The 24,490-nt window shown below is 38.3% G+C and carries 25 protein-coding genes; 8 read left to right on the top strand and 17 right to left on the bottom strand.

All coding sequences use genetic code 11. The annotated features are described in order from the left end of the window. Positions 1-4 precede the first annotated feature (4 nt). From MED217_RS08495 to MED217_RS08545, 12 genes are read right to left on the bottom strand one after another with little or no spacing between them, the layout of a single operon-like run. Positions 5-2,707, bottom strand: a complete 2,703-nt coding sequence (locus tag MED217_RS08495) for a hypothetical protein (protein WP_009780095.1) — start codon at positions 2,705-2,707, stop codon at positions 5-7. Further along, on the bottom strand, positions 2,701-5,787 hold the full coding sequence (locus MED217_RS08500) for a baseplate J/gp47 family protein (protein WP_009780096.1): 3,087 nt from the start codon (positions 5,785-5,787) through the stop codon (positions 2,701-2,703). The genes MED217_RS08495 and MED217_RS08500 overlap by 7 nt, the downstream gene beginning before the upstream one ends. Next, a complete protein-coding gene (locus tag MED217_RS08505; RefSeq protein WP_009780097.1) occupies positions 5,788-6,201 on the bottom strand; it encodes a GPW/gp25 family protein in 414 nt (137 codons plus the stop codon). A gap of 10 nt (positions 6,202-6,211) precedes the next feature. Beyond that, on the bottom strand, positions 6,212-6,511 hold the full coding sequence (locus MED217_RS08510) for a PAAR domain-containing protein (RefSeq protein ID WP_009780098.1): 300 nt from the start codon (positions 6,509-6,511) through the stop codon (positions 6,212-6,214). Positions 6,512-6,515: 4 nt separating this feature from the next. Continuing rightward, the gene (vgrG, locus tag MED217_RS08515; RefSeq protein ID WP_009780099.1) at positions 6,516-8,249 is read right to left on the bottom strand and encodes a type VI secretion system tip protein VgrG; all 1,734 of its coding nucleotides are present in this window, start codon (positions 8,247-8,249) and stop codon (positions 6,516-6,518) included. Positions 8,250-8,261: 12 nt separating this feature from the next. Then, complete coding sequence (locus tag MED217_RS08520; RefSeq protein WP_009780100.1) at positions 8,262-8,957, bottom strand: CIS tube protein; 696 nt, start codon at positions 8,955-8,957, stop codon at positions 8,262-8,264. Next, positions 8,957-9,118 carry a DUF5908 family protein gene (locus MED217_RS19115; protein ID WP_009780101.1) on the bottom strand — a complete coding sequence of 54 codons (162 nt, stop codon included), beginning with the start codon at positions 9,116-9,118 and terminating at the stop codon, positions 8,957-8,959. Before MED217_RS19115 ends, MED217_RS08520 begins: the two co-directional genes overlap by 1 nt. 2 nt (positions 9,119-9,120) lie before the next feature. Next, positions 9,121-9,555 carry a phage tail protein gene (locus tag MED217_RS08525; protein ID WP_009780102.1) on the bottom strand — a complete coding sequence of 145 codons (435 nt, stop codon included), beginning with the start codon at positions 9,553-9,555 and terminating at the stop codon, positions 9,121-9,123. Beyond that, a complete protein-coding gene (locus MED217_RS08530) occupies positions 9,555-9,992 on the bottom strand; it encodes a phage tail protein (protein WP_009780103.1) in 438 nt (145 codons plus the stop codon). The genes MED217_RS08525 and MED217_RS08530 overlap by 1 nt, the downstream gene beginning before the upstream one ends. A gap of 40 nt (positions 9,993-10,032) precedes the next feature. Continuing rightward, positions 10,033-11,994 carry a phage tail sheath family protein gene (locus MED217_RS08535; protein ID WP_009780104.1) on the bottom strand — a complete coding sequence of 654 codons (1,962 nt, stop codon included), beginning with the start codon at positions 11,992-11,994 and terminating at the stop codon, positions 10,033-10,035. Positions 11,995-12,006: 12 nt separating this feature from the next. Next, entirely contained in the window at positions 12,007-12,858 is an 852-nt protein-coding gene (locus MED217_RS08540) for a hypothetical protein (RefSeq protein WP_009780105.1), read from the bottom strand. Beyond that, positions 12,855-13,457, bottom strand: coding sequence for a Pvc16 family protein (locus tag MED217_RS08545; protein ID WP_009780106.1), 603 nt, complete (start codon positions 13,455-13,457; stop codon positions 12,855-12,857). Before MED217_RS08545 ends, MED217_RS08540 begins: the two co-directional genes overlap by 4 nt. A gap of 218 nt (positions 13,458-13,675) precedes the next feature. Between MED217_RS08545 and MED217_RS08550 the strand changes: the two genes are divergently transcribed. Genes MED217_RS08550 through MED217_RS08565 form a run of 4 tightly spaced genes read left to right on the top strand, consistent with a single transcriptional unit; the run spans position 13,676 to position 16,358 of the window. Then, complete coding sequence (locus MED217_RS08550) at positions 13,676-14,173, top strand: hypothetical protein (protein ID WP_009780107.1); 498 nt, start codon at positions 13,676-13,678, stop codon at positions 14,171-14,173. Positions 14,174-14,187: 14 nt separating this feature from the next. Continuing rightward, complete coding sequence (locus MED217_RS08555; protein WP_009780108.1) at positions 14,188-14,847, top strand: hypothetical protein; 660 nt, start codon at positions 14,188-14,190, stop codon at positions 14,845-14,847. A gap of 8 nt (positions 14,848-14,855) precedes the next feature. Beyond that, positions 14,856-15,656: a sensor histidine kinase gene (locus tag MED217_RS08560; RefSeq protein ID WP_154648926.1), complete on the top strand. Its 801-nt coding sequence runs from the start codon at positions 14,856-14,858 to the stop codon at positions 15,654-15,656. 54 nt (positions 15,657-15,710) lie between these two features. After that, entirely contained in the window at positions 15,711-16,358 is a 648-nt protein-coding gene (locus tag MED217_RS08565; protein ID WP_040533391.1) for a response regulator, read from the top strand. Here MED217_RS08565 and MED217_RS08570 read toward each other — a convergent pair. Genes MED217_RS08570 through smpB form a run of 3 tightly spaced genes read right to left on the bottom strand, consistent with a single transcriptional unit; the run spans position 16,355 to position 19,883 of the window. Continuing rightward, a complete protein-coding gene (locus MED217_RS08570; RefSeq protein ID WP_009780111.1) occupies positions 16,355-16,870 on the bottom strand; it encodes a DinB family protein in 516 nt (171 codons plus the stop codon). The two genes, MED217_RS08565 and MED217_RS08570, sit on opposite strands and share 4 nt — an antisense overlap. Positions 16,871-16,915: 45 nt before the next feature. After that, positions 16,916-19,372, bottom strand: coding sequence for a DUF5686 and carboxypeptidase regulatory-like domain-containing protein (locus tag MED217_RS08575; RefSeq protein ID WP_009780112.1), 2,457 nt, complete (start codon positions 19,370-19,372; stop codon positions 16,916-16,918). A gap of 46 nt (positions 19,373-19,418) precedes the next feature. After that, positions 19,419-19,883 (bottom strand): SsrA-binding protein SmpB, encoded by a 465-nt coding sequence (smpB, locus tag MED217_RS08580; RefSeq protein ID WP_009780113.1) that lies wholly within the window; start codon positions 19,881-19,883, stop codon positions 19,419-19,421. 110 nt (positions 19,884-19,993) lie between these two features. Here smpB and MED217_RS08585 point away from each other — a divergent pair, with 110 nt between their 5' ends. Then, positions 19,994-20,743: a DUF6503 family protein gene (locus MED217_RS08585; protein WP_009780114.1), complete on the top strand. Its 750-nt coding sequence runs from the start codon at positions 19,994-19,996 to the stop codon at positions 20,741-20,743. On the opposite strand, the gene MED217_RS08590 is transcribed toward MED217_RS08585, so the two are convergent. Then, entirely contained in the window at positions 20,721-21,263 is a 543-nt protein-coding gene (locus tag MED217_RS08590; RefSeq protein ID WP_040532683.1) for a SixA phosphatase family protein, read from the bottom strand. The genes MED217_RS08585 and MED217_RS08590 overlap by 23 nt on opposite strands. Before the next feature lie 116 nt (positions 21,264-21,379). Here MED217_RS08590 and MED217_RS08595 point away from each other — a divergent pair, with 116 nt between their 5' ends. Both MED217_RS08595 and MED217_RS08600 read left to right on the top strand, forming a co-directional pair. After that, a complete protein-coding gene (locus MED217_RS08595) occupies positions 21,380-21,565 on the top strand; it encodes a CsbD family protein (RefSeq protein ID WP_009780116.1) in 186 nt (61 codons plus the stop codon). Between the two features lie 77 nt (positions 21,566-21,642). Further along, a complete protein-coding gene (locus MED217_RS08600) occupies positions 21,643-22,935 on the top strand; it encodes an anthranilate synthase component I family protein (protein WP_009780117.1) in 1,293 nt (430 codons plus the stop codon). Here the strand turns inward: MED217_RS08600 and MED217_RS08605 are convergent. Then, a complete protein-coding gene (locus MED217_RS08605) occupies positions 22,932-23,567 on the bottom strand; it encodes a Crp/Fnr family transcriptional regulator (RefSeq protein ID WP_009780118.1) in 636 nt (211 codons plus the stop codon). The genes MED217_RS08600 and MED217_RS08605 overlap by 4 nt on opposite strands. A gap of 131 nt (positions 23,568-23,698) precedes the next feature. On the opposite strand from MED217_RS08605, the gene MED217_RS08610 reads away from it, so the two are divergent. Beyond that, entirely contained in the window at positions 23,699-24,463 is a 765-nt protein-coding gene (locus tag MED217_RS08610; protein ID WP_009780119.1) for a YebC/PmpR family DNA-binding transcriptional regulator, read from the top strand. Positions 24,464-24,490 lie beyond the last annotated feature (27 nt).

Below are 24,490 nucleotides of genomic sequence, written 5' to 3' on the forward strand. Positions count from 1 at the left end.
GGTTTTAAAGTTTGCCAAGGTGGGTACGTCCCAGAATGACTTTTTGATTTGTTTTTTGCTCGTCAGAATCAGACTCAGGGGGTGTACAATCGTAAAGGCGGCCTTGATGATAAATAGTGTGCAGACTGCTTATGATTTTATTCAGTGATGTAAGGGCGGCTTCGTCCTGTTTTTGACCACCGTTGGTCTTAGAAAGGAGCCAGTTCTTGTAGGCGGCTTCAAGTAAAACCATCTCGTTTTCTTCCGGTGGGTTTCCATCGGGGTCGGTGTAGTTTTTAGGGTAACCGATCCAGCATATTTTCGGTAGTATATGCGCAGGTAATTCTCTACAGATTAAATCCTCGACATATCTTCTAAAATCAATATTGCCAAAACGTTCGGTCCAACCTGGCAGTACGATACTCACTCTAAAGCTATAGGGATCAAGAGGTTCACACGCTTCTTCTATTTGTTCTTTACAGATGGGTAAAAATGTATCTTCTGCAGCTGTATTTTTGGTCACATCGGGTCGTAAAAGCATATGTTCTATTAAATACATCCCCTCATTACCACTAAAGGATTTGATCAGGTTAAGTACCGCTTTACTGGCTTTGAGTGCATTTGCTTTACTCTTATATTGGGCAATGCGCCGTGCGATGATATAATCTTCACTTTTAGTGTTGGTTACCGTTGGATTAACGAGAACGAAATACCATTTATCTGCATCCTCAGGATTCTTTTTCTTTATTTTTCTGAACTTATAATTGGCACTGTCTGTCGCATAGCGTTTGACCAGAATCAGCTCTTGATGTAAAGCTTCTAGCGTTTTATAATTTTTTGTTGCTGAAGATAAAATGGTTTTTGAACCGTCCTTGATGCGCCAGCGATACTCCAATTTATTATCGGAATCCTTTTCTTCGTAGATCTCGATATAATCTTCAGAAAGGTTTCTACGATCGATGTCTGTAATTCCAAGAAGGAGATACAAACGTTTTTGCAGTGCCGAAATATTATCGGTATCCCATAAATTCGTTTCCGATTGTTGATACCAATTAAATGCAGCTGATCGCGAATAACTGGTTTCGGCGTACTCGCTCAAGAAACGTTCTTTTGTGGCCAGTACCGCATCATCAGCGAATTCTCCGTATATTTTTTGCATTAAGAAGGCATAATCACCAAAACTTTCTGCAAAACGCGCTAGTAAATGATCTAGAATTTCGTTTCGTTTTTTTTGATTACGATCATCAAAACCGGAGTAGAATAGTGCACTTAGTTGCTCCTCATCCTTATACTTTTCAGAATCTTTCAAGAGCTCTTGCAAGCCTTTGATGTCTGTAAGCGGTTGAGCGAAATAGTTTTGGGTCTTGGTTCCTTTTACCGCCAATACTTCGGAAACATGGCTTAAATGTTTGAAGTAATTCGCCAGGATTTGATCAAAAATGAGCAAATACGCTTTTAATTGTTTTGCTTTCGCTTTATCTTCCGCCGAAGCGTTGCTTTTTAATCCGTATGGGCCAACCCCATAAACCTCGGGAAGATCGTTTTGTATGCTACTCGTTTCTGAAAGATCACTGTAATTGGCTTGAGGTATTTCTAGATGTTTACTCGCGTTACTTACTTTTAATAAATCCAGTTCTTCTGCTTCCTTCAGCTTTTCTTGAAAGGCTTCAACTTTTGCTTCATTTGGCACTATGGGAATAAAACCTTTAAAAAAGCTCCACGAACTCTTATCGCAAAGCGTTGGCTTCTTACCGCTATCAATACAAACAACCCAATTGTCAAGAGATGGTTTTTGATCGTTGCAAGCACCGACGCTTATAGCTTTAATATTTTTGATGCCTTCAATAGCGTTGATGATGGCAATTAAATCACTTTGACGAACTTCTGTGCGCAATTGCGCATTTTCAACTTCCTCATCAGCCAGAAAACCGTTTTCCAGTAATGGACCATTAAAAATCTCCTGACTTTTATATCCTATTTCAAGGAGCTGTTTCAAGGTTTTAGGACGTATACTTGGAGAAAAATAGTCATCAATAGCTTTAAGAAGAAGCGCTTTCACTTGATTTTCATCAGCTTCAGTATTAAGCTCAATTTGCGCACAAACTTTAACCGGATGTTGAGTTACTTCGGTGATATGAATAAGATCTTCGCATAAGTTGCGATGCGCTTGATAGCGTTTCATCAGCTCAGGCCGCAGGCTGTTTATGCTGCGTGTTCCATCTAGATCAACAACGAGATCGTAAAGTCCGTTAAGTGATTTTACCTGTTCATCTTCAGCTTTCAGATGCGCATACGCAGAATTCTTTAGAAAGGAACGATAACTCAGTTTAGCATCTTTAGTATTGATATAAAGCTTTTTGTCATGCTTTAATAACCAGGCATTGCGCACGCCCGGAACGTCAATAAACAATTTACGGTAATCGAGATGCGTGACCGGTGAACATCCCAAAATAGCTGAAGCTTCATGAAATTGCTTAACTCCATTTTCTTCCTCTTTAGCAAGCAGCGCTTCTACCGGTAAACTCATACGTTGCCCGAGATCTGTAATGGCATAACACAAAGCCTCAAGTAGTGTAATTCCCGGGTCGTGGGTGTTATAATCTGTCCATAATTTGCTTCCTAAAGCTTCGATATAAGCAATGCCGCTTTTCCGTAGAAAATCAAAATCAAGATCATCGCGTGATGCGGTATCTTTCTTTATCGATATTGGTTTTTGAAGCGTTAGCATGAGATTTCGGTTTGATTTTCAATGATTGCGCAAGAGGTAGCAGCAAGCGCTATGTTGTGCATTTTGGCAGAAACAAGAATTGCCTTTGGCGTAGAAGGGATGATCTCATTTTTGGCCTTTTCCTGATGCATTAACACCACATCGGTTAGATAGTCTACATAGGGCAGCTGCTCAAGATGACTTATGAGCATACTTTTTATAACACTTACACCAAATATTAAGCTGGAAACATCTTCAAAAGCCCAAGGAGAAAGCCATTTTTTTATTGCTTCCTGCAATTCATTTTTATAATAGTAGTCATCATAACCTTTATGAAATTTCACCTTTAGTGAAACCGTAATGGGTTCGTAAACAGGATTTATAACTTGGGGCTTAACAAAGAATGAACTCCTGGCGTTTAGAAAGTCTTGAATTTCATTTAGAAGTGCCGTGCTACAGCGAGGTTCAAAAAGATCGTATGTGGGTTTGTTAATGGTGTTGGGAATAACCACTAAGGTTACATTTCCTGCTGATTTAAACTTTGTCTTGCAGGTATGATTGATGCATTTTACCTTATAAATGTCTGGAAAGTGTTGAAGAACAAGATGCTCATAATCCCAAAGCGTTAGGGCTCTGTCTTTATGGCGAAGACGTTCACTTATGCGTTTGTAGTAGGCCTCTTGAGATTCTTGAGTTTGACCATTAAAACTAGCATAAGGCTGTTTTACGCTTTTGATTTGAGCCAGTCTGGTATTTAATTTACTGATGGTCTCAGCGGGTAATCCATTTTTTAAATGATCTGTTGATGAGGTTGCTAATTGCGCTTTTGCAACTTGCGTATGAATGTTCAAAAACCTGCAAACGGCATCAAAATCACGTGGTGTATGTGCTTGTAACCAAATATGACCTGATGGCAATAGACTCGATTCAAGTGTGCTGGACTCAGGAAGAGCGATCGTTACAATTCCCGTTTTTAAAAAGTTATCGGTTTCATCTCTAATTATTTCTTGTGTTGAAAGCGGCTTCCAACCTTCATCAGTAAGAACAGACCATTTTATCTTTTCATTTTCGGCAAATGATTCTTTTAAGGTGTTTTCGGTTCCTTCTTTTATTTCAAAAAGAAGATTGATTTGGTTGCCGGGCTTGGCATTGGTTAAACCTAAATGAAGAAAACCACCTTGATCATATTTTGGAAAAAGTGAGGAGTCTTCTATAATACCATAAGGATGTATTTGTAATAGCTTTAGTTCATTTATAGCATTTTCACCTATCTTTTTGCTTTTGAAATCTAATTTTTGCGATGCGTGATAGCTCAGAGCTAAAGATTCTAAAAGCGGAGTATAAGGCTCATTGGGGATGATTACCTCTGCATTTTGAGCAGCAAGAGCCAAAGCATAATGTTTTGAATACTGCGCGTGGTAGAAACTTGTATTTAAAGAAATCTTGATCGCTTCCTCTTCAGCTTTTATTCCAGTAGCGCTTAAACTTTTTATATTGATGTCGGTTTCTGAAGATGCCTCCTCAAAAAGTGGATGTTCATTTTTTGAATGAATGGTAGAGAAGCTTTTGTTTTCATCACCTATAGTGATCTGTGCATTAAAATGTGCGCTGCTCTCAACAATTAAGTTTTTAGGATTATTGGTAAAACTTTCTGAAAGTTCTGTCAGTTCTTTTAAATCGGTTTGGGAGTCTATGTTATAGATGCTTTTAACATAGGCTCGAGATGAATTGATCGTTCCGCTTCGGTATCCCATATAATGGGCTGCAAAATCATCAGGAAGATTAAGCCAATTCAATCTTAGATTGATTTCGTGCCAGTTTTTCTCATAAAGTTCCGGACATTTAATTTTGAAACTCGACTTTTGAAAGGGACGAGGTCCAAAAGGGTAGAAGGGCTTTGAAGCACTTAAATTCCCCACATCGTTGCTGAGTTCTAGATCTGTTAAACCATCAACAGCTACTGCAACTTCTACTTCATTCAAAGAGCAATCCCCAAGTTGTTGTGCCAGATCATAAGCTTCAGGAGAAGTGATAGGAAGTTCAAACTTTACAACAGGATTTTCGTTAGAATAAGCTCCGCTATGAATTTCAGGATTATAGGCTATTATTGACTTTTCTGTAGCTTCTATGCGGAAAGCAAAATCTATAAACCCTACACCGGTACTCGTTATAAATTCTGGATAAAGGCTTTCGGTCTGTAGTTTAAATGGTCCCAACCATCCTTTTTCTCCTGTAATGTAAACGTTGATGAGCTCGATCAAAGCTTCTTGTGCAATGGTTTGATCTTCATCAAATGAGGTATGAATACAAACTTGTCTTGTTCCCGAACTCATTTTTAGCACTGAAGCACTTACTGCAAATCCCAAGGTAGCATCAGGTAATGCGGGACGATCTTTAAAAGTATTAGGATATCCAAAGGGTAACCAGAAAGGGTTTTCTTTTAAATCTTCTTCAACACCGTCAAAACTATTTGTTTTTTGGGAAGCCTTAATTACTTTTTCGGTAGGATCTTTATAAATGCTTTTAATACTTGTGAGCGTTGCTCTATTGAGAACTGTAGTTTGCTGAGTCTCATAAATCCGTGGGGTATTGTTTTCATCTTTTCCTGCTAAAAGCTGCGTTTGTTCAGGAAGTGCATATTGGTCAATATTCTTGGCAAGCTCAAATAGCAAATGCACTTGATCTTTTTGCGCCGGCTTCTTCTGTATCTGAAGTACTTCAGCATAATAAAAATCTAAGTGTCGCTGAGTTATGGCGTTGAACCGAAGTTTTGAATGTTCTAGGAGTTTTAAAAAGCATATGAATAGCGTGAGGTGCGGAGTGACATCTTTATTTATTTCTGCTTGATCTAAGAACGATTGAAGAGTTTCAGCATCTCCTGCCAAGAAAAATTTTTGCCAATCACCGGTTGGATTTTCAGGCGTATGTGTATTGAAAAAATGAATTTCTTTTGCAAAATTATGAGCAAGTTGCATATAATCTGTAAGTTCCAAATCGTTCAGATTAACCTTTTTCGGGTCTAGGAATGTCGCAGATCGTTGCGCTTGAGAGGTGCCTCTCAAGTTCATTAAAAAAGTATCTATGCAGGTTGCTGTCATCATCTATTTTAATTCGGTTCCTTCATTGATGTAAAACGGGTAAACCATATTCCCTCTAGAATTGGTTAACCGCACCGTATAATGCACGATCATATGTACTTCTCCTTGAGCAATGCGCGTTTGATCAAAATCAATCTTATTGAGCTCAATACGTCTTTCGTGATACAGAATAGCCATACGCACGCGGTCTGTTATATAGGTTCGCATACTCATATTGAGACCTTCAAAAACAAAATCACTTAAGCTTGACCCGTAGTTGGGTAGCATTACACGTTCGCCCAATTTTGTATTTAATAGAATATGGAGACTTTGATTGATATCTTCAATTCCGCTAACGGTCTTGACACTTTTATTCTCGCTGCTAAACTCTGGAGGAAAACTCCATCCGGTACCTAAAAATGACTCTTCAATTTTCATAATCTTACTTTTATCCACCTATATCAACTGTGGGAGCACCAATAGAAATACTGCCGCCGTGCGCTGTTGAGTCTCCCATTCTGGCCGCCGGCATTCCACCAATCAAAACACTTGTTGAACCCGAAGAGATTACATCAGGAGGCCCTACACAAACCGCATTATCTCCAACCCGAGCTGCGGGCATTCCTTCAATAAGTACGGTAGGTTCTCCCGGACCAATTACAGGACCGCCTACGTGAGGCACAGGAGGTGTTCCCGGAGTTTGCATCGGGCAGGTATGCATGTCGTTAAGTCGTGCTGCAAATGGCATAGGTTTAATTTATTTGTACTAGTGATCCTTTTAAAACAGCTACTGCCGAAGTTGAAAATTCGGCACCGGCAGCTCCTTCTGCTTTTAATTCTTGTTGGGCTTTTATTGTAATATTTTGTCCTTCCAGGTTGAGGTCTCCTTGAGCATTTATTGAAACATCACCGCTACTGCTTAGGGCAATGCCATCGCTGTTGAGAGTGATCGTACTATTACCGTTATCATCAATAATGACTTCTTCTGTATCGTCGTTTATAAGCACACTGCGACCTCCCGGAGTTACAATAGAAACTGATTTGCTTTCATCGTTGAATAGCAACTGAATTCCGCTTTGGGTGAAAATTCCTTTTTCATAATTATCGTCTGAAGCTGAAAGCGGAGCAGGTTTTGCGCTGCTATGTAATCCGCCTAAAATTACTGCGTCGTTAGGATCGTCATTGATAAAGCCTACAATGACTTCGTCGTCAATCTCAGGCCTAAACAAAATACCGCGTTCTTCACCGGCATCCGGTAAGGCGATACGTGCCCAGATTCCTTCTTCAGCATTATTGATTATGGGAATTTTGACCATAATGCGTTCTTCTGCATTGGGATCATCCTGTATCTGCGTGACTTTACCTATCTGGAGGCCACTTACTGCGGGAACGATTCCCGAAGCCGCAGGAGGATTCACCTCAAAGGTTTCACTGAACCATTCCGGATTCAAACCATATTGAAGATTTGAAAACCAATTACCCTCTGTGATTTCGTGGCTTACAGCGGTTATATATGCCTTTCCATTAAAGCGCGTGCCCAGGCCTTTTAGTTCAACAGTTATTCCCGGTTTTGCAATCGCACTACCTTGCATTTTAATACGTCCTCTATTGTAGGATAAGAGGTGAAGCACCTTTTTAGCATCGGCCCATTCCTGAAGCTCTTCTTCAGTAAGGTTTCCACCGTGATCTAATTTATAATTGTCGAGACCAAGAATTTCAGCTAAATCTGCATTTGACAAATTTCCCTGTTGAACTTCACTAAGTTCCTGAGCTTCTTTTTCACTTATTTCTTGATTATTGCTGTTCCAGCTGTATGCTGTAATTGTTTTTAAGGCGTTGCGAGCGTCAATCTCTCCATCAAAATCATACAGGTTGAGGCCATACTCAAGCGTGATAGCAGGATCTGCGGAAATGTCTGGTTTCTTTACTGTGACTGATTGATCTTCTAGAAAACAAAGTTGACCGTTAATCTGTGCACGAAGCGCTAAAAAATCCCAATCTGAAGTCTGATATTGAATCAATTCGGGATGTACATAGGTTGAGCCTTCGACGGAAGCATTAATGCCGGCGTTTGAAAGTATTTCTTCAATAATATCGCTATCGCTACTCTCGTAGTAATACTTGCTTTTACGACCTAAAGTAAGCTTGACTGCTTCGTGTTTACATTCTACAACTAGTACCGCTACCGATTCCCGAATTTTAATACTATGGCGAATCACCTTACCTTTAAATATAGTCTCCACATCATTGGCGTAACCGGCCAATAGTTCAATCTCACTACCCGGAACAAAATCTTCAGACGAACTCACATCAAAACTTCCACGAGATACGTCACCATCAACCAAAACTATTGATGCATATGGAATTCGGTTAACTTCGTGATTGATTACCATAGACTTTACAGATAAAGAAGAACTTTTATCTGTGCCGTTTATCATCAATTTGACACTAACAATTCCTGTGTTTATGGTATTTGCAATGCTCATAAGTCTGATGGATCAGGTTGTTTTTTCTAGAATTGGAGGAAAGAAAAGCTCTTGCCCCGGTCGCAATTTTCTAAAGTTGGTTAGCCCATTTACTTGCGCTACCTGTAAATAATATTTAGAATCGCCATAGATGCGATAGGCCATTAAGGGTAATGTATCGCCCTCCTCGACGGTGCGAATATGCGTAAGGTCTGGTGAATTTCTATTTTCATCTGCCAGACGTAATTCAGGGTCTATCGTCTCCTTAAATTTTGCTTTAATGACTGCTCTTAAGGGAGTTCCCTGAGGATTGAATAATTTATATTCAATATTCATCTCAAGCAGAATACATTTAAACAGAAGGCTTCCCCAACGTATTTCTAAATAATAGGGGCGATGTTCATCACCCGAATATTCAAACGTCACATTTTTAAACTGTTGAATATCATCTACCACACCGGCATCCTTGTCATCGTTAGGATTATGCGCAATAATGCCGGTGCGATCAAACAAAAATTCTAGATCAAGATCTTTTGGTGGCATCTTTTCAAATCGCGGGTCATTTCCGCTAGAGCCAGAAGCCTGGTCGTCACTGTATTCTATCTTGTAGCTTAACGTATATTTCTCAGGATTTAGTAGTGAATTAAAAACACCATCGGCAACCTTTTCGCTGAATTTTATATCGCGAAAGGCTGTTATTTTGAGTTTAAAAAGTTCACCTAAAGCCATTATCTTTCGTTTTTCCGTTCATGAATGCGCATTACCTGTTCTACACAAGCTTCAATGATTTTGTCTTTCTTATCGGTTGAAGATGTGGCGGCTGCGTTTGTAGACGCAGCATTATCGCTCACATTGATCTTAATGTGTAATTCTTTGATCTCTATGGGCATACCTAAGATTTAAAATAATTGTAAGCGAGTTCTATGGTTTCTATTGCTATACTATTTTGCTCTGCATTAAAATCTGAAACCGACCATTTAACGGGATAAGCGTGAACTACATTCCAGGTCACCAGAGGTTCATGTTCATTATTCAAAAGTTTAATCGTGATATCTGTAGGACTGAAATCAAAATTTTCTACAGCGTCTTTGCACCATTTGATAAGTTTTGAATCACTTACGAGTCCGCGTTTGAGGACCAGATTAGGAAACTTGGTTCGTACGGGTAGTTTATGCTTAAACCTATTTTCTCCACCTTCGGCAAATTCTTCCGTTTCTATATCTACTGAAAGTCCGCTCACCGATTGAAACTGATGATCGATTTCCGGAGAAACCGCACCAAATTCAACTTTAAAGTGAAAACCAACCGGTGGATAGTAGTCTGCCATTATGCACCGTTTTGAATTTCTAGACCTTCGTGTACAATTTCAATAGATTCAATGGCCACTTCATTGGCGTCAGACTTTAAATCTGTTGACTGTACTTTTATAGGAAATGCATTTTTTACTTTCCAAACTACAACAGGCGCGTGTTCTTCATTTAAGAGACTAATGGTAATGTCACGACGTTCGATGGTGTTGAGTTTTACACTGTTCCACCAAGCGAAGTATTCATTATCTGCCAAGAAGGTACCACGTTTCATAGTGATGTTGCTGTATTTTTGCATTCCCGGCATTTTGGTTTTACTGTATTCCGGGCTAGCTCCGTGTCTGTATTCTATAGGTTCTATTTCCACGTCAAGACCTGAGACCTCTGTGAAGCCTACGTTAGTTCCGCCCCAATCAACGAGGAAATGAAATTTTGCTAAAGGATATATTGCTGACATTTTTGTGATTTTTAATTAATACGATTAGATGTTTAGACTGTTATGATTCCTGCATTTTGTGAGAGAATTTTAGGACAATAAACTCTGCTGGTCGCACTACAGCCATTCCTATTTCGATCGCCATAATTCCATTTAAGATATCTTCGGCGGTCATTGTTTCTCCAAGCCCTACACGCACATAAAAAGCATCGTTAGGTTTTGCTCCGGCTAGAGCTCCGGCACGCCATTGAAGATTTAAGAAGTTCTCGATCATCGCGCGTACTTTAACCCAAGTGTTGGCATCGTTACTTTCGAAAACAAATTGTTCGGTAGCTTTTTTAACCGATTCTTCAACCATATTAAAAAAGCGACGTACAGGAACATAGCGCCATTCATTGTCATTACCGGCAAGGGTACGTGCGCCCCAAACCATAATGCCTTTACCTGTGAAGGGTCTGATGGCGTTTATAGATTTTCCTGCAACGGTATCAACATTTAGGCCTTGTTGATCTTCGTGATCGATGAGGTGTGTCACACCTACAACACTATTTAAAGAAGTGTTGGCTGGTGCTTTCCAAACGCCGCGGTTAGCATCTGTTCGTGCATAAACTCCTGCAATTGCTGCACCAGGTGGTAGCACGATGTATTCTCCTGCAATCGCACTTTTTATCGATTTTAATGCCGGAATCATTTCGGTTGCGGCGGTTTCGTAAGTACTTAAATAATTTGCTGTCGTGCTGCTGATATAATCTAATGCCGATTTGATTTCAGTATAGAAACTACTCACCGTAGGGAGTAATGCAGCTATTTGGCTTGATTGACTTTCGCTATCTACAAAATAGGTTGTACTACTTGAGGATGGCGTATAATCTACACCTGTTGTGGAATTAATTACATGACTAGCAGTAAAAGCATCATTGAAACTTTTGAGCATTTCACCCATAGTCTCCGTAATGGTATGAATACTGCCACTAGTCAAACTTGTATTAAATACCGAATTTAAATGCGGTTGTAAGGCTTGGTCAGGAGCTGTTGCCGAAGTGTGTTTTAATTTATAATTATCGGTTCCCACTTCAACAATATCTCGTATAAAATCAATTGCATCAGCATAGAATTGAAAAAGACTGAGTAGGTTCGTGATGGACGAACTTGTTGTGACCGTAGTAAGCATCTCCTGATACTGATTATCAACCGAGGAACTAGAGTCGGCAAGGTCACTCAGCTTATCTGTTACAAGTGCGCTGTCATCTATCAGTTCATCAAGTTGATTAGCAAGACTTTTTGCTTCTGCATCCTGAATCAAGTCAGCTAAACTAACCGAAACACCTCCTAAGCTTATTTTACCTTTTAAACTTTTGTAATGAACGGTTCGCGGTAAATTTGCTTTTAACCAAGGCGTGTACGCAGCTCCATATTTTAGGCTGTTCATACCAACGCCATTTCTAAAGGCACTTATATCTACTTCGAGATCTTCATTATCATTTTTAATACCTAACAAAGCAAAGCGATCACCTAATTTTCCGCATTGTTTTAATAATCCCTGATTAAAGGAGTCGAGATCAGCTTGATTTAATAAACAGGCATCGGGAGAAACTAAAATAGTAGGTTCATCTACCTTGGCAATTTTGGCTAAACCGCTTTCTAAATCTGTCAATGCAATACTATCTTCACCGCATTTGCCCACACTTACGATATAACAATCACCGCCACCATTTGCGTAAAATAGCCTTAGTGCATCATACAAGTAATAGGTATCCTCAATACTGAAGGAAGAGACCGATTTTGAAGCAGTAAGTTTTATGTCACTAATATTAGCTTCAGGAGCACCTCCAAAGAGCGCCACGAACTCTAGCATAGAGCCGATTTTCTTTGGAGTTAGCAATAAATCGTGTTCGCTTTTATTCGAAACTTTATTAGTGTAGCCTATAAAAGCCGGTATAGCCGTTTCTACCTGTGCTACCGAGGGAGGAAATACTGATATTTCTTCTACGTAAACTCCAGGCGTTTTGTAGGATGATGCCATAATAGAAAGTGTTTAATTAATATAGATGTTAGAATATGTTTTAGTAATAATGCCGTCGGGGTTACGTTCTTGAATAATTCTGCTGGGATTGGGAGCGGGGTAGTCGGTATTGCCTTGATTTACCGGGATAATTCCATTCTTTACTAGTGGCATTTCGTCGGGATCCGTTGAAAAAAGTAAACTTTTTGAGCTTCCTGAATAGTAACGCCAGATCGTTTTGCGGTTATGAAAAACGATTTTAAAGTGTGGCATTACCTGTGGAAGATTTCCGTTATTGAGTATTAAATTCATGCCTGATCTTGAGTTTCGCATTTGTAAGGAAATCAAGACGAGTTTGTTTAATTTCAATTCTGGGTATTTCTTGTAAAGATGCGCTTGCATCAGTGCTGATGTACGGTGATTTTTTGCATTAGAGGAATTGTTGTAAGGGGCAATAAATACCGGATCTGCAGCATTATAAAGCGTATTATAATTACTTATAAAAAGTGGAAGCTCGCTAGAAGCATCTAAATCGGTAAAATTGAAGAATTGAGCGTCTGTAAGCTGTATATAAAAGTCAAGTATAAGCTCTGGATCTAGCGTTACCAATGGCTTAAAAGTAGTAGGATCATCGCTTACTTTTTCAGTTTCAGTAAGCACTAAAAAGCCTTCTTGAGTTTGCTTCAGTAGCATTCTATGATTTTTGAGAAGTGCCGAAGTTTGTGGAGTAGGTATGATCTTTCCGAAGCTATTCCAATTGTAGTTAGCTAATTGTTTTTTCTGAAGTGGTTCGTTATCATCAAACGCAATTAACCCATCATCTAAAAAATATTTGTGATATACGGCTACCTCAAATAAAGGACGATATTGTGACACAATACTCATGACGTGATCTGATTATATTGTGTTTGAACCTGCGTAAGTAAGGCTCCTTCATCCTGAATATGTTCTCTTTGAAGTTTGATGATGTTGAGTTTGTACATCGCCGCCGGATAGGCTTTACCACCAAGCATACTCCAGATATAATTGAGTTCTTCAAAAGAAGGTGTAAAAAGCTCTGTGGTAAATTGAAACTCAGTAACCGACTGCATCACTTGAGTATTGCGGGAAAAAAGAGTGTTTTTATGATTAAAGCTGTTCTTCCCTTGAAAGAAACTAATGATTGAGGCTAAAGAACGAAGGGAAAACGCATAGTCACTTCTGTTACACGTAAACAGGATATATGCATTCAAATTTACCGGCGCATTGCGATAAACCGGTTTACCGGCTTCTATCGTGTAATTGCGTTGGTTTTTGAGTGCTGTCTCTTCCTGAAGATTGAGTAAAGAAAGAATGACTTTATTATCTAGAGGTTCATTATCTCTATTTGTATTATCTATAAAATGAGCAATAGAATCTAATACCACAATATTAGATCCTAAGCCCATCTCTTCGAGATAATTTGCTACTTGCTCTCGTAATATTTCGAGCGATTCGTAGAGCATAAATTGGAGAATTTAGATTTTTTGCACTTCAAAGCTAGATATATAATTTGTTGATTTTCAGTGGTTAATTTCCTGAATCCGTATGCTGTATAAAACCCTTTTTTAATTTCAGTATTTGCCCTTAACGCTATGGGGAATTTCCCCCTATTTAACCTGCTGTCAATCTATTTGTTAGCAAAAGTTTTACTTTAGTTTCACTAATTGAAAATTCTAAAACTATGCGCAACACGCTATTTATTATTTTATCGTTGTTCGCTGTATCTACTTTTATAAGTTGTGCAGAACAAGGTAATTCGAGTAAACCTCCTGAAGGTGTAATTTCTATTGAAGAGGCAAAAATTCTAGACCGAACCTTTACTAAGACCAGAGCTAATGTGATCAACGAAGCTATTGGGATGCCCGACAGCCGATCAAGTTGGTGGTCTATTGAAGACTTGGAGCAATACATTTCTTATGCTAAAAGTTTAGCTAATGAAAAAGGCTACTCAGTAAATGGATTGCGTGTCTATTATGGGGCGTATCCTAAGGATCACCACGATGAATCGGTAGCAGGGTATTCTACCTTATTTATTGTCCCGACAGGAGTAAAAGCTGTTTCTAACGAAGCTTCAATGATTAATTTTAATGCATTTCTTCAAACTGACGAAGATGATCTTGATATACCGCCATTAAATATGGGGCATACGAGAAAACCGCCACCAGAGGATTATCAATAATAAATATAAGGGCTATGGAAGCATTGAGTTCCTATTCTCAGTATTTAGAACTTATAGCCCTTATAATTGGTATTATAAGGTATAAAGAGTTTAAAAATCATAAGTTTAAATACATTCTTTACTTTTTAGTTTATGTAGTTTTAAATGAGTTTGCCGCTGGAGTTTCTTATGAGCTTTTCAAAATTCCTAATACGCTATTATACAATATTTATATCCTTATACATTTTGCCTTTTTCCTAGCTTGGTTTCATACATTACTTTCTTCAGCTTTTCGAAAAAAAATAATCAGAATCTTCTTTATTCTCTACGTTTCCTTTTGGTTTATAAATGCCATCTTTAGTGGATCGATAGCTGATAATTTTTTATCCTACTCGTTTTCCTTAGGAACTTTATTACTCATAGCCGCGGTAGCATTTTATTTCGTAGAAATGTTAAGCAGAGAAGTAGTGCTCAACATTACACAGTCTCCCTATTTTTGGGTTTGTTTTGGGATTCTCATTTACTGTGTAACTTATCTGCCGTTTTATATAACCCTGTTATTTTTTATTCAGGAGAATCCCATCATATTAAGCGTTGTTTTATTTTTGATCAACTGTATTCAATATTGTTGTATTGCGATAGCATTTATAAAAGCAAATCGTCGTACTATTGAACATCCGCTTGAAACCAATTGAGCGTAGTTATGAAACTCACGTTTGATGAAAATATCTCCCAATCTTTTGAGCAACTCATTATTGTTTGCTCTCTGGTTCTTTTAGCATTTTTGATCGTTGTGGTATTTCTATTTGTGGTTTTTCAAAAACGTAAAATTAAATTTATAACCGAGCGCAATGAAGCAATTCTTAAATACCAAGAAGAAGTAGCACGTACGCAGTTGGAAATTCAAGAAGTAACCTTAAAAAACGTAGGAAGAGAACTTCACGATAATATTGGCCAGTTGCTTTCTGTCGCTAATTTGGAACTTAACATCTTCACTTCAAAAAATGAACTGAACTCAGACGAAGACCTCACAGAAATCAAAGCGTTGATTGGTAAATCGCTACGTGAGATCAGGGCTTTATCTAAGAATCTAAATAATGAGGTTATTCATCAAGTGGGACTTGTTGAAAGCACGAAAAACGAACTCAATCGTCTTGAACGCTTGAAATTTCTTAAAACAGAATTTACACTCAAAGGGAATACTTTTAATTTGCCTAAGGATGATATGGTAATCCTATTTAGAATTATTCAGGAATTTCTAAGTAATGTCATAAAACACGCAAAAGCCACCCATTTAAAAATTTGTTTTTCTTATACGCTAAACGAACTCAAAATTACCGCCGAAGATGATGGTGTGGGCTTTGAAATAGATAAAGTTACGTGGAGTTCTGGCCTTGTAAACATGAAAAGCAGAGCGCTGTTAATCGCTGCAGATTTCGACATTCAATCAGAACAACAGAAGGGTACTTTGTTACAGATCAAATACCTAAAGAAACAAGTATAAATAATAATGACTACCTTTAGTAAAGAAGTTAATCAAACAAATAAGACAATCTCTATGGAAAATTGTATCGTAGGTGTTGTTGATGACCATGTTCTTTTTGCACAGTCGTTGCAAGGCCTTATAAACAGTTTTGATGGTTTTGAAGTAGCCTTAATGGCGCGTAATGGCAATGATCTTATCAACAAATTGAGCACGGTGAATAAAGAACCAAGTATTATTCTTCTCGATATAAATATGCCTATTATGAATGGTTTTGAAACCATAGCTTGGTTAAATGAAAACAAGCCAAACATCAAGGTGATCACCCTTTCTATGGATGATGATGAAGAGACGATAATTAAAATGCTTAAGGCCGGGAGTAAAGGCTATTTACTAAAAGATATTCATCCAGATACCTTACATCTTGCTCTTACTGAAGTGCTCACCAAAGGCCATTTTTATACCGATAATGTGACAACAGCATTACTTCGAGGTGTCTCAAAAAAGGATGAGGAATCTCTTTTAGAAAATTTTTCTAGCAGAGAACTTGAATTTATGGAATTGGCTTGTTCTGATAAAACATATAAAGAGATCGCCAATGAAATGTGTCTAAGTCCTAAAACGATAGATAATTATAGAGACACATTATTTAAAAAGCTAGAAGTTAAAAGTCGCATAGGTTTGGTGCTCTATGCGTTAAAAAACAAAATAGTAAATAATTAATTGGCCTTTACAAAACTCACAGTAGCGATCAATTGACCCAAGTGACGCTGACTGTGCTCTGCAGCGTGAAAGAGTAATCCAATTACTGTAGAAGGCAATTCTTTTCGGCCTACAGTTCTGGCACTTTTTATAGTAGACTCATCTAAAGTTTTAAAATAGGCCAGTGCTTGTACCACTTTTTGCTGAAAATTTGCAATAAGTGCTTCGGTTGTACTGGTTTTATCTTTTATTCCTTCTGATTTTAAGTAATCAAATTGTACTTGGGTTAAAGCGCTGCCTTGAGCGTAGCTAAGCATTCTATCCAATACACCGGTAAGATGTTTCAGATGAAAACCTACCGAAGCTCTTCCTGCTGGTTTCTCCCACAATTGCTCATCCGGAAATTCATCTAACCAGTAGGGTAGTTCTTCTGAGGTCTGTAGCAAAGCGTGGGCAGCAGGTTGCAAAAGCTGTGGTATTTCTTCAATAGGACCACGAAGCCAAACTTCAGGTTGTTTCAGTTTCTTTGTCATTGAAAATAGTAGTTAAGATTCTATTATTTGAGAACTGTTTTAGTTTTAAAAACTAAGACCGAAAACAAACGCACCATCTTTGTTTGGTCCGTTGAATGATCTTACATAATCCACACGTAAGAATTTAAATTTTCCGAAGCCCAGATTTCCAATTCCTGCCGAAAACTCGTAGTACGGTTTTTGCGCTGTATAAAGTGTATGTCCGGCTAAAATAAGATTTGCATTTAAAGCACGTATTCCTGGTATTTTTCCAAGAACAAAGCCTTTAAAATTATGTTCTACGTGCCCTTCAAAATAACTGGTATTGGTGCTAAAATCATAATATGGAAGTAAATTAAATCCGTTTAAATGGCGTCCATCTAGCTGCACTCTCGTCTGATTTCCTTGAAAGTGCTGGTAGTCTACAAAACTTATGTCGTCTGCATTGAAAAAAGTTCCTCCACGTAAAGTGTATCCAAAATTTCCCTTATTTGAAATGTCAAATTCTTGCTTTAATTGAGCTGCAACTTGAGTGAAATTATAAGCTGCATCAGAAGCAGCAAAAGTTTGTTCAAGATCTAATGTCAACGTTGGGAATTTAGATTCATTCATATTGAATTTACCATCAGGATAACTCATATACTTCTGACCAAAATTGATAACCGCTCTTGCATTGAGTTTTGCCAACTCGTGAGTTTGTATTGCAGGGGTGTTGAAATCCTGTGGTTGCAAAGGATTGTTAGAAGTATATGCGACAGGATTTTTGATCCAAACTTGATCTGTGGTATTGAATAGGGGTGAGCGCTTTTCATAGCCCGCATTGGCATAAAGCTGTAGACCATTTACAAGCTCTTCACTGTAGCTGAATCTTGCATAATCCAATTCATACAATTTTATATAATTCCGTTCCCAGAAAAGTGTCGAAATACTGTTTACAAGATTTGAAATGGGTTCTCGGGCATTAAACTGCTGGACCTTGGTTCCTCCTTCTATGGCAAAAGTGCGATTATTGATTCGGTTAAAGCGTTTGGCTATACGGCTGGTAAAGCGCAATTTATCATCATCAATCCCATAGTTTGCATTAAGATTGGCATAGGTTGCTTGCGTATTATTCTCAGACCACGTATTGTAAAATAAACCTGCTGTTCCGTTAAAACCTTGAACAGTATTGAAGTTTAGCGTAGTCAACGGACCGTTATAACCCACACGCCAGCGCTCATAGGAATTGGTATAACTATAGCCAAGTAACGGATCTAAAATTCCGGGGGTGTTTTGCACGCGATCAACAGAATCTTTGTAGGGTTTAGATTCACGTATTTCCTGAATGCTGTCTTTAAGCGTGTAATCTGATCGTTCTTCAATAGTAAGCGGAATGGGACGTATTTGGTTCCAGAAAATACTGTCTTTTTTATTGGCTTCAGGTTTAAAACTTAATACTTCATTGGTAAATGTACTTCGATCAAATTCGGGCGAAAAGTTATAATTACTGTAGACCGCTGTAAATCTTCCATTACCTCCAAAGCCAAAAAGTTTAAAGCTAAAATCAATACTCTGTGAGATTTTTACCCATAAATCGGTTTGGCTGTCGTATTTAAAATTATGTTTAAATATTAGCGATTCTACAAATGGTACTTGAATCGCAGCTCCTGTAGTTGTGAGTTCTACACCATAGAGTTGCCAATCATCTTCTACGATGTAAATAACCCCTTGAAATATACGATCATTAGCTCGCTTGGGTGTTACTTCAATTTTGTTGATCAGTTTGTCACCTTCTCTAAAGGTTCCTATAAGTTTATACCGGTAATAATTGAAGGCGTTATCAGCTATTGGTGAGATCAACGGAGTATTTATCTCTAAGGTATTATTGTAAAAAGAATATTCTGCTTCTTGCGCGCTATTGAAACTAAAACCGTTATCATCACCACTTACTTTACTAGCGGTTATGGTTTCTTTAAAATTATCGGGTGCTTGATAGGCGATCTTTGAAATGGTCTCACTTAAATAAACAATACCTGTTCTTGTCGAATCTAAACCGCCTCCCAGATCACCTATTTCCTGACCAAGAATTTTTTCTGGAGCATTCTCAACACGCCACAAACCTCTGGAATAGAAGTCTGCGGTATACGCATTTTGCTTTTTTAGTATCTCGGGCTTTTTTGCAATTACAGCCTCAACGATTCGATTTGCGGGATTTTCATTGGCGTTGATCAGTACTTCATCTAAAGAGGTCGTTTCTTCAGTTAAAGTAACGTTGAGTGTATACGGAAATGTCTCAACGCTAACGGTCTTTTCTTGGGTAGTATATCCTAAAAATTGAAAAACCAGCGTATACGTTCCCGGAGCAGGGATGTCTAATTGATAAATTCCATCCCCATTGGTCGTGGTACCTCTAGCATTATTTTTTAAATAAATATTTACGTAGGGAAGAGGTTCGTCCTTTTCACTGGTTACCAATCCGTTGATTTGACTATTGGCAGAACAAGTGATCAATAAAAAGAAGCAAAAAAGTAGCTTTTGGATCATAAGAGAAGTTTTATCTAAAGACGTAAGCTACTTTGTGCGTGTTGCATTAATTGTTGAAAGCCTTTTTAATTTGTCCTAAACGTTTTTTAGAATCACGTTCTTTGATGGCTTCGCGCTTATCATACAACTTTTTACCTTTTGCCAGTGCAATTTGCATTTTAGCAAGTCCGCGATCGTTTATGAATAGGCGTAGTGGCACAATAGTCAATCCGCTATTACGCACTTCTTTATGCAGTTTATTAAGCTCTCTTCGGTTTAACAAAAGCTTGCGACTATTTTTTGGATTGTGATTAAAATAGGTTGCGTGCGAATATTCCTGAATCGTCATATTGATCACAAACAATTCATTATCCTGAAATTCACAAAAGCTTTCTGCAATAGATGCTTTTCCCTCGCGTATCGATTTGATTTCAGTACCGGCAAGTTTTATTCCGGCAGTATATTTATCAAGCAGCTCATATTCAAAGCGTGCTTTTTTATTTTTGATGTTTATGGTATTTGCTTGTTTCATAGATTTTTTGGACTTCTAAGTGCTTGCACACTTGATTACAAAAATACTAATTTCTACGCGGGCTTTCTATTGCTTTAAATATCTTTAATTTTGTGCTTCAATTTTAAGAGATGAAAAAACTAGTTCTACTTTTTACACTTACGCTTTTAACCGCTTGTAACGAAACGTCCAAAGAATTGGATGCAGATGCTATTGTAGCTCATGCGATTGAGGCTGCCGGCGGAAAAACAATAGATACCGCCTTGATTTCGTTTAAGTTTAGAGACAAATTTTATAGTGCAGATCGAAATAACGGAAGATTTAAACTGGAGCGGTGCACAGATCCCGGCTGTAAAGACACTTTAGACCAGTTGACCAATTCTGATTTTAAGCGTTTTATAAATGAGACTGAAGTTGCTGTTGCCGATAGTTTGATCACTTCACTATCGGGCGGTGTAAATTCGGTACATTATTTTTCGGTTTTACCGTATGGTTTGGATGCTGAAGCCGTTCACGCTGAAAAAGTAGGTCAAGCTAGCATCAACGGAAAAACCTATTATGAGATCAAGGTTACCTTTAGCGAAGAGGGTGGAGGTGAAGATTTTGAAGACACCTATATGTATTGGATCAATACCGAAGATTTTTCGGTAGATTTTCTAGCTTATAATTATCACGTTAATGAAGGCGGAACCCGTTTTAGAGAGGCTTATAATGAGCGAACGATTAACGGTGTACGTTTTGTAGATTACCGCAACTTCAAGCCACAAGAACAATTTCCGCCTCTGCAATCCTTAGACAGTTTATTTACAACAGGAAACCTTGAACTGCTGTCAAAAATAGATTTAGAACAGGTTGAAGTTAATCCTTGCTCCAGCTGTTAAAATCTTTGATTTCTGCAGTAGCAGAACCATTTTTTACCCGAACCACATAGAGGAAACCATAAAGAGCATCATCGATGTCATCATATTTAGGTTCTCCTAGAATTTCATTTACAAAAGCCGGTGTTGTATTACTATGGCCTACGACCAAAACGGTTTTACCTGCTGTTTTGTGCTGAAATTCTTTACTGTACAACTCGGTAGGATCATATAGTTGTACTTCAAGATCATTGGCTTCGGCGGTTGGAGCCGCTGTTTTTAAGGTGCGTTTATAGTCTGTACTGTAAACCGCATCAAAAGAAACCTCCTTTAATTCTTCTGCCCAAAATTGCGCTCTTGCTTGTCCGATTTCATTCAATTCAGGATCAGAACCGGCGTTTGGGCCGCGCACTTTATCAGCGTGTCTTATAAGATAATAGGTTGCATCTGCTGGTTTTAAAGAAGCAGACGCGGTTTCTTTTGCCTTTTCTTTACAAGAACATAGCACGAGAAAGATTGCGAGAAAAGCGATTGTATTTTTCATAGGTTCCAATTTAGACAAATTTAACTCAAGCCGCATAAACATTAGCGTTTTATTGACGCACAAGGGCAGAAGCAAAGTGTAATTTTAAGTAATATTAATAACAAAAATATAAAGCTATGAATTCTGACCAATTAGAAGGAAAATGGAAACAAGTAAAAGGAAAATTCAAAGAAGAATACGGTGACGTTACCGAAGATGATACGACACACGCAGAAGGTAAATTTGACCAGATGCTAGGAAAGCTTCAGGAAAAAACCGGTAAAACTAAAGAAGAGATCAAAGATTGGATCGATAAGCAATAAGACTTAGTTCAATCAATAGAAATCAACCGCTAGCAATAGCGGTTTTTTTATTTTCTAAACTGTAATTTCGCAGCGCTATGCGCAGTATTGAAACAAGAGAAATCCCTGCATCTTTTGATGTTTTGTCTAGATTGGTAAATTGGGCTAATCAAGCAACAGTAAGCTGTTTGCTTACCTCAAACCAAAACAAAGACCGTTATGGTACTTTTGATATGTTGCTGGGTGTAGAGGCGCATACACAGCTTGTAACTTCAACAGGCCACGCTTTTGATGAGTTGTCTCAATACAGAAAGGAAACTCAGGATTACATTTTAGGATTTCTCACCTATGACTTAAAGAACGAACTTGAAGATCTAGATTCTAATAATCCGGATCATTTGGAGTTTCCCGAGCTCTATTTTTTTCAGCCTGAAAAACTTGTTAAGCTTACCGGGAATCAAATCACTTTTATGTATTTGCCACACGTTGCAAATGAAATAGAAGCCGATTATCAAGCGCTATTATCGCAACACGAATTCAAAAATCAAGCTGCGCCAATAACAAAGCCTAAAATTCAAGTGCGTTTTAATCGCGATGCCTACTGCTCACAGGTTAATAAAATGCTTGATCATATTCACCGCGGTGATATTTACGAAGCTAATTTTTGCCAGGAATTTTATGCGGAGGCTGCAATTGACCCTGTAAAAAGCTTTTTGCATCTTAATGAGATTTCAGAAGCGCCTTTTGCTGCTTTTTTTAAGAAAGATGCGCAATTTGCTTTGTGCTCATCTCCCGAACGTTTTTTGGTTAAAAGAGGCACCAAACTGATAAGTCAGCCAATTAAAGGAACTGCTCCAAGGCACATGGATCATAAGCTAGATACTAAACACGCAAGTATGCTCGCTCAGGACGCCAAAGAGCGTTCAGAGAATATTATGATTACCGATCTTGTGCGAAATGATCTGTCTAAAAAAGCGCGTAAAGGAAGCGTTGTTGTAGAAGAACTTTGTAAAGTTTACAGTTTTAAGCAAGTGCATCAAATGATCTCTACGATAAGTGCAGAAATTGATCTGCAAGAAGATCCTATCGAATTATTGAAAATGGCATATCCTATGGGAAGTATGACCGGTGCTCCAAAGGTTTCGGCTATGCAGATCATTGAAGAATTAGAAAATCACCAGCGCGGACTTTACAGCGGCAGCATAGGTTACTTTGAACCCAATGGTGATTTTGATTTTAACGTAGTGATTAGAAGTATTCTTTATAACGCCGCAAAACCTTATGTTTCGTTCTCGGTGGGTAGTGCGATTACTGCACCAGCCACTGCGGCAAAAGAATATGAAGAATGTCTCCTAAAAGCCAAAGCGATGCGCGAGGCACTCGAGATTTAATCCAGATCTATCAATTCGATCTTATTCCGCTTAATTTTAATACGTCCTTCGAGTTCCAGCTTTTTAAGTAGTCTAGAAATAACCACACGCGACGTGTGCAGTTCGTAGGCAATATCTTGGTGGGTACTTGTAATGGTATTGCTCTGTACTAGTTTTTGTTTATCTCTAAGGTAGCGTAGTAGCCGCTCATCCATACGCATAAATGCGATGCTATCTATTGTGTCAAGCATCTCCATCAAGCGGTTTTGGTAGCTGTCAAAAATAAAATTACGCCAAGACTTGTATTTTGAACTCCATTCTTCCATCTTTTGAATAGGAACCATAATCAATACGGTATCCAATTCAGCAATTGCGCGTATTTCACTTTTGCGTTGTCCGCGATTGAAGGAAAGTGTCAAAGCACACGTGTCGCCCTTTTCTAGGAAGTAGAGTAGAAGCTCATCACCGTCAGAATCTTCCCGAAGAATTTTAATGGCTCCTGAAATTAACAATGGCATTGCGGTCATGTACTGGCCAATTTCCATAAGTTTTTCACCTTCAGTCACTTCTCTTAAGACGCCAACTTCTGCAATTTCATTTAGAAGTTCAGGCTCAAAAATATGTGCGTAATGTTGCTTCAGTAATTCTTCCATAGCTCAAATGTAAACCGAAAATATATAATTATGTCTTCAGCATTACGTAGAAAACTTTAAAAAAGGGTTAAAGTGCTTGTGCTGTACTTATAATCTTTTAAATTATCTCTTGGACAAAAATGAACTAGAATATGGCAGGACATAGCAAATGGGCCAATATTAAACACAGAAAAGGAGCCCAGGATAAGAAAAGAGCAAAACAATTTACGCGAGCGATCAAAGAGATTACCGTTGCGATTAAAGAAAATAATCAGAATGGAGATCCTGATTCTAATCCAGCCTTGCGTAACGCAATTCAAAATGCCAAAGGTGTAAATATGCCAAAGGATACGATCGAGCGCGCGATTAAAAAAGCTTCAGGAGCAGATGCCGATAGTTATGAGCAAATGACTTTTGAAGGTTATGGCCCGCACGGAATCGCTTTTTTTATAGAATGCACCACCGATAATACTAATCGTACTATTGCTTCTGTACGCTCTATATTTTCTAAAAACGGGGGAAGTTTAGGCACAAACGGTTCGCTGGAATTCTTGTTTGACCGAAAGGGTGTTTTTACGCTTGATAAAGCGGTTATTGAACGTGATTGGGAAATGCTTCAATTAGAATTGATCGAAGGAGGAGCGGAGTCTTTTGAAAATCACGAAGATGTTTTTGTGATTTATACCGAATTCACAGATTTTGGAAAAATGGCGCAGCACCTTGAAGAATTGAATATTGAAACTAAAAATGCCGAGTTGCAGCGCATTCCATTGAATACTGTTGAATTACCCATAAATCAAGCACAACAAATTCTCAATCTAGCTGAAAAATTTGAAGACGATGACGATGTTCAAAATGTTTTTCATACCCTCGAACTTTCAGAAGAATTAGCGATGGCGCTTGATGAAGAGGAATAGTTTTTAAGCTTTTCTCTTCTGTGAAAA

It is taken from the genome of Leeuwenhoekiella blandensis MED217 (assembly GCF_000152985.1).
In the GTDB taxonomy this organism is placed as follows: Bacteria; Bacteroidota; Bacteroidia; order Flavobacteriales; family Flavobacteriaceae; genus Leeuwenhoekiella; species Leeuwenhoekiella blandensis.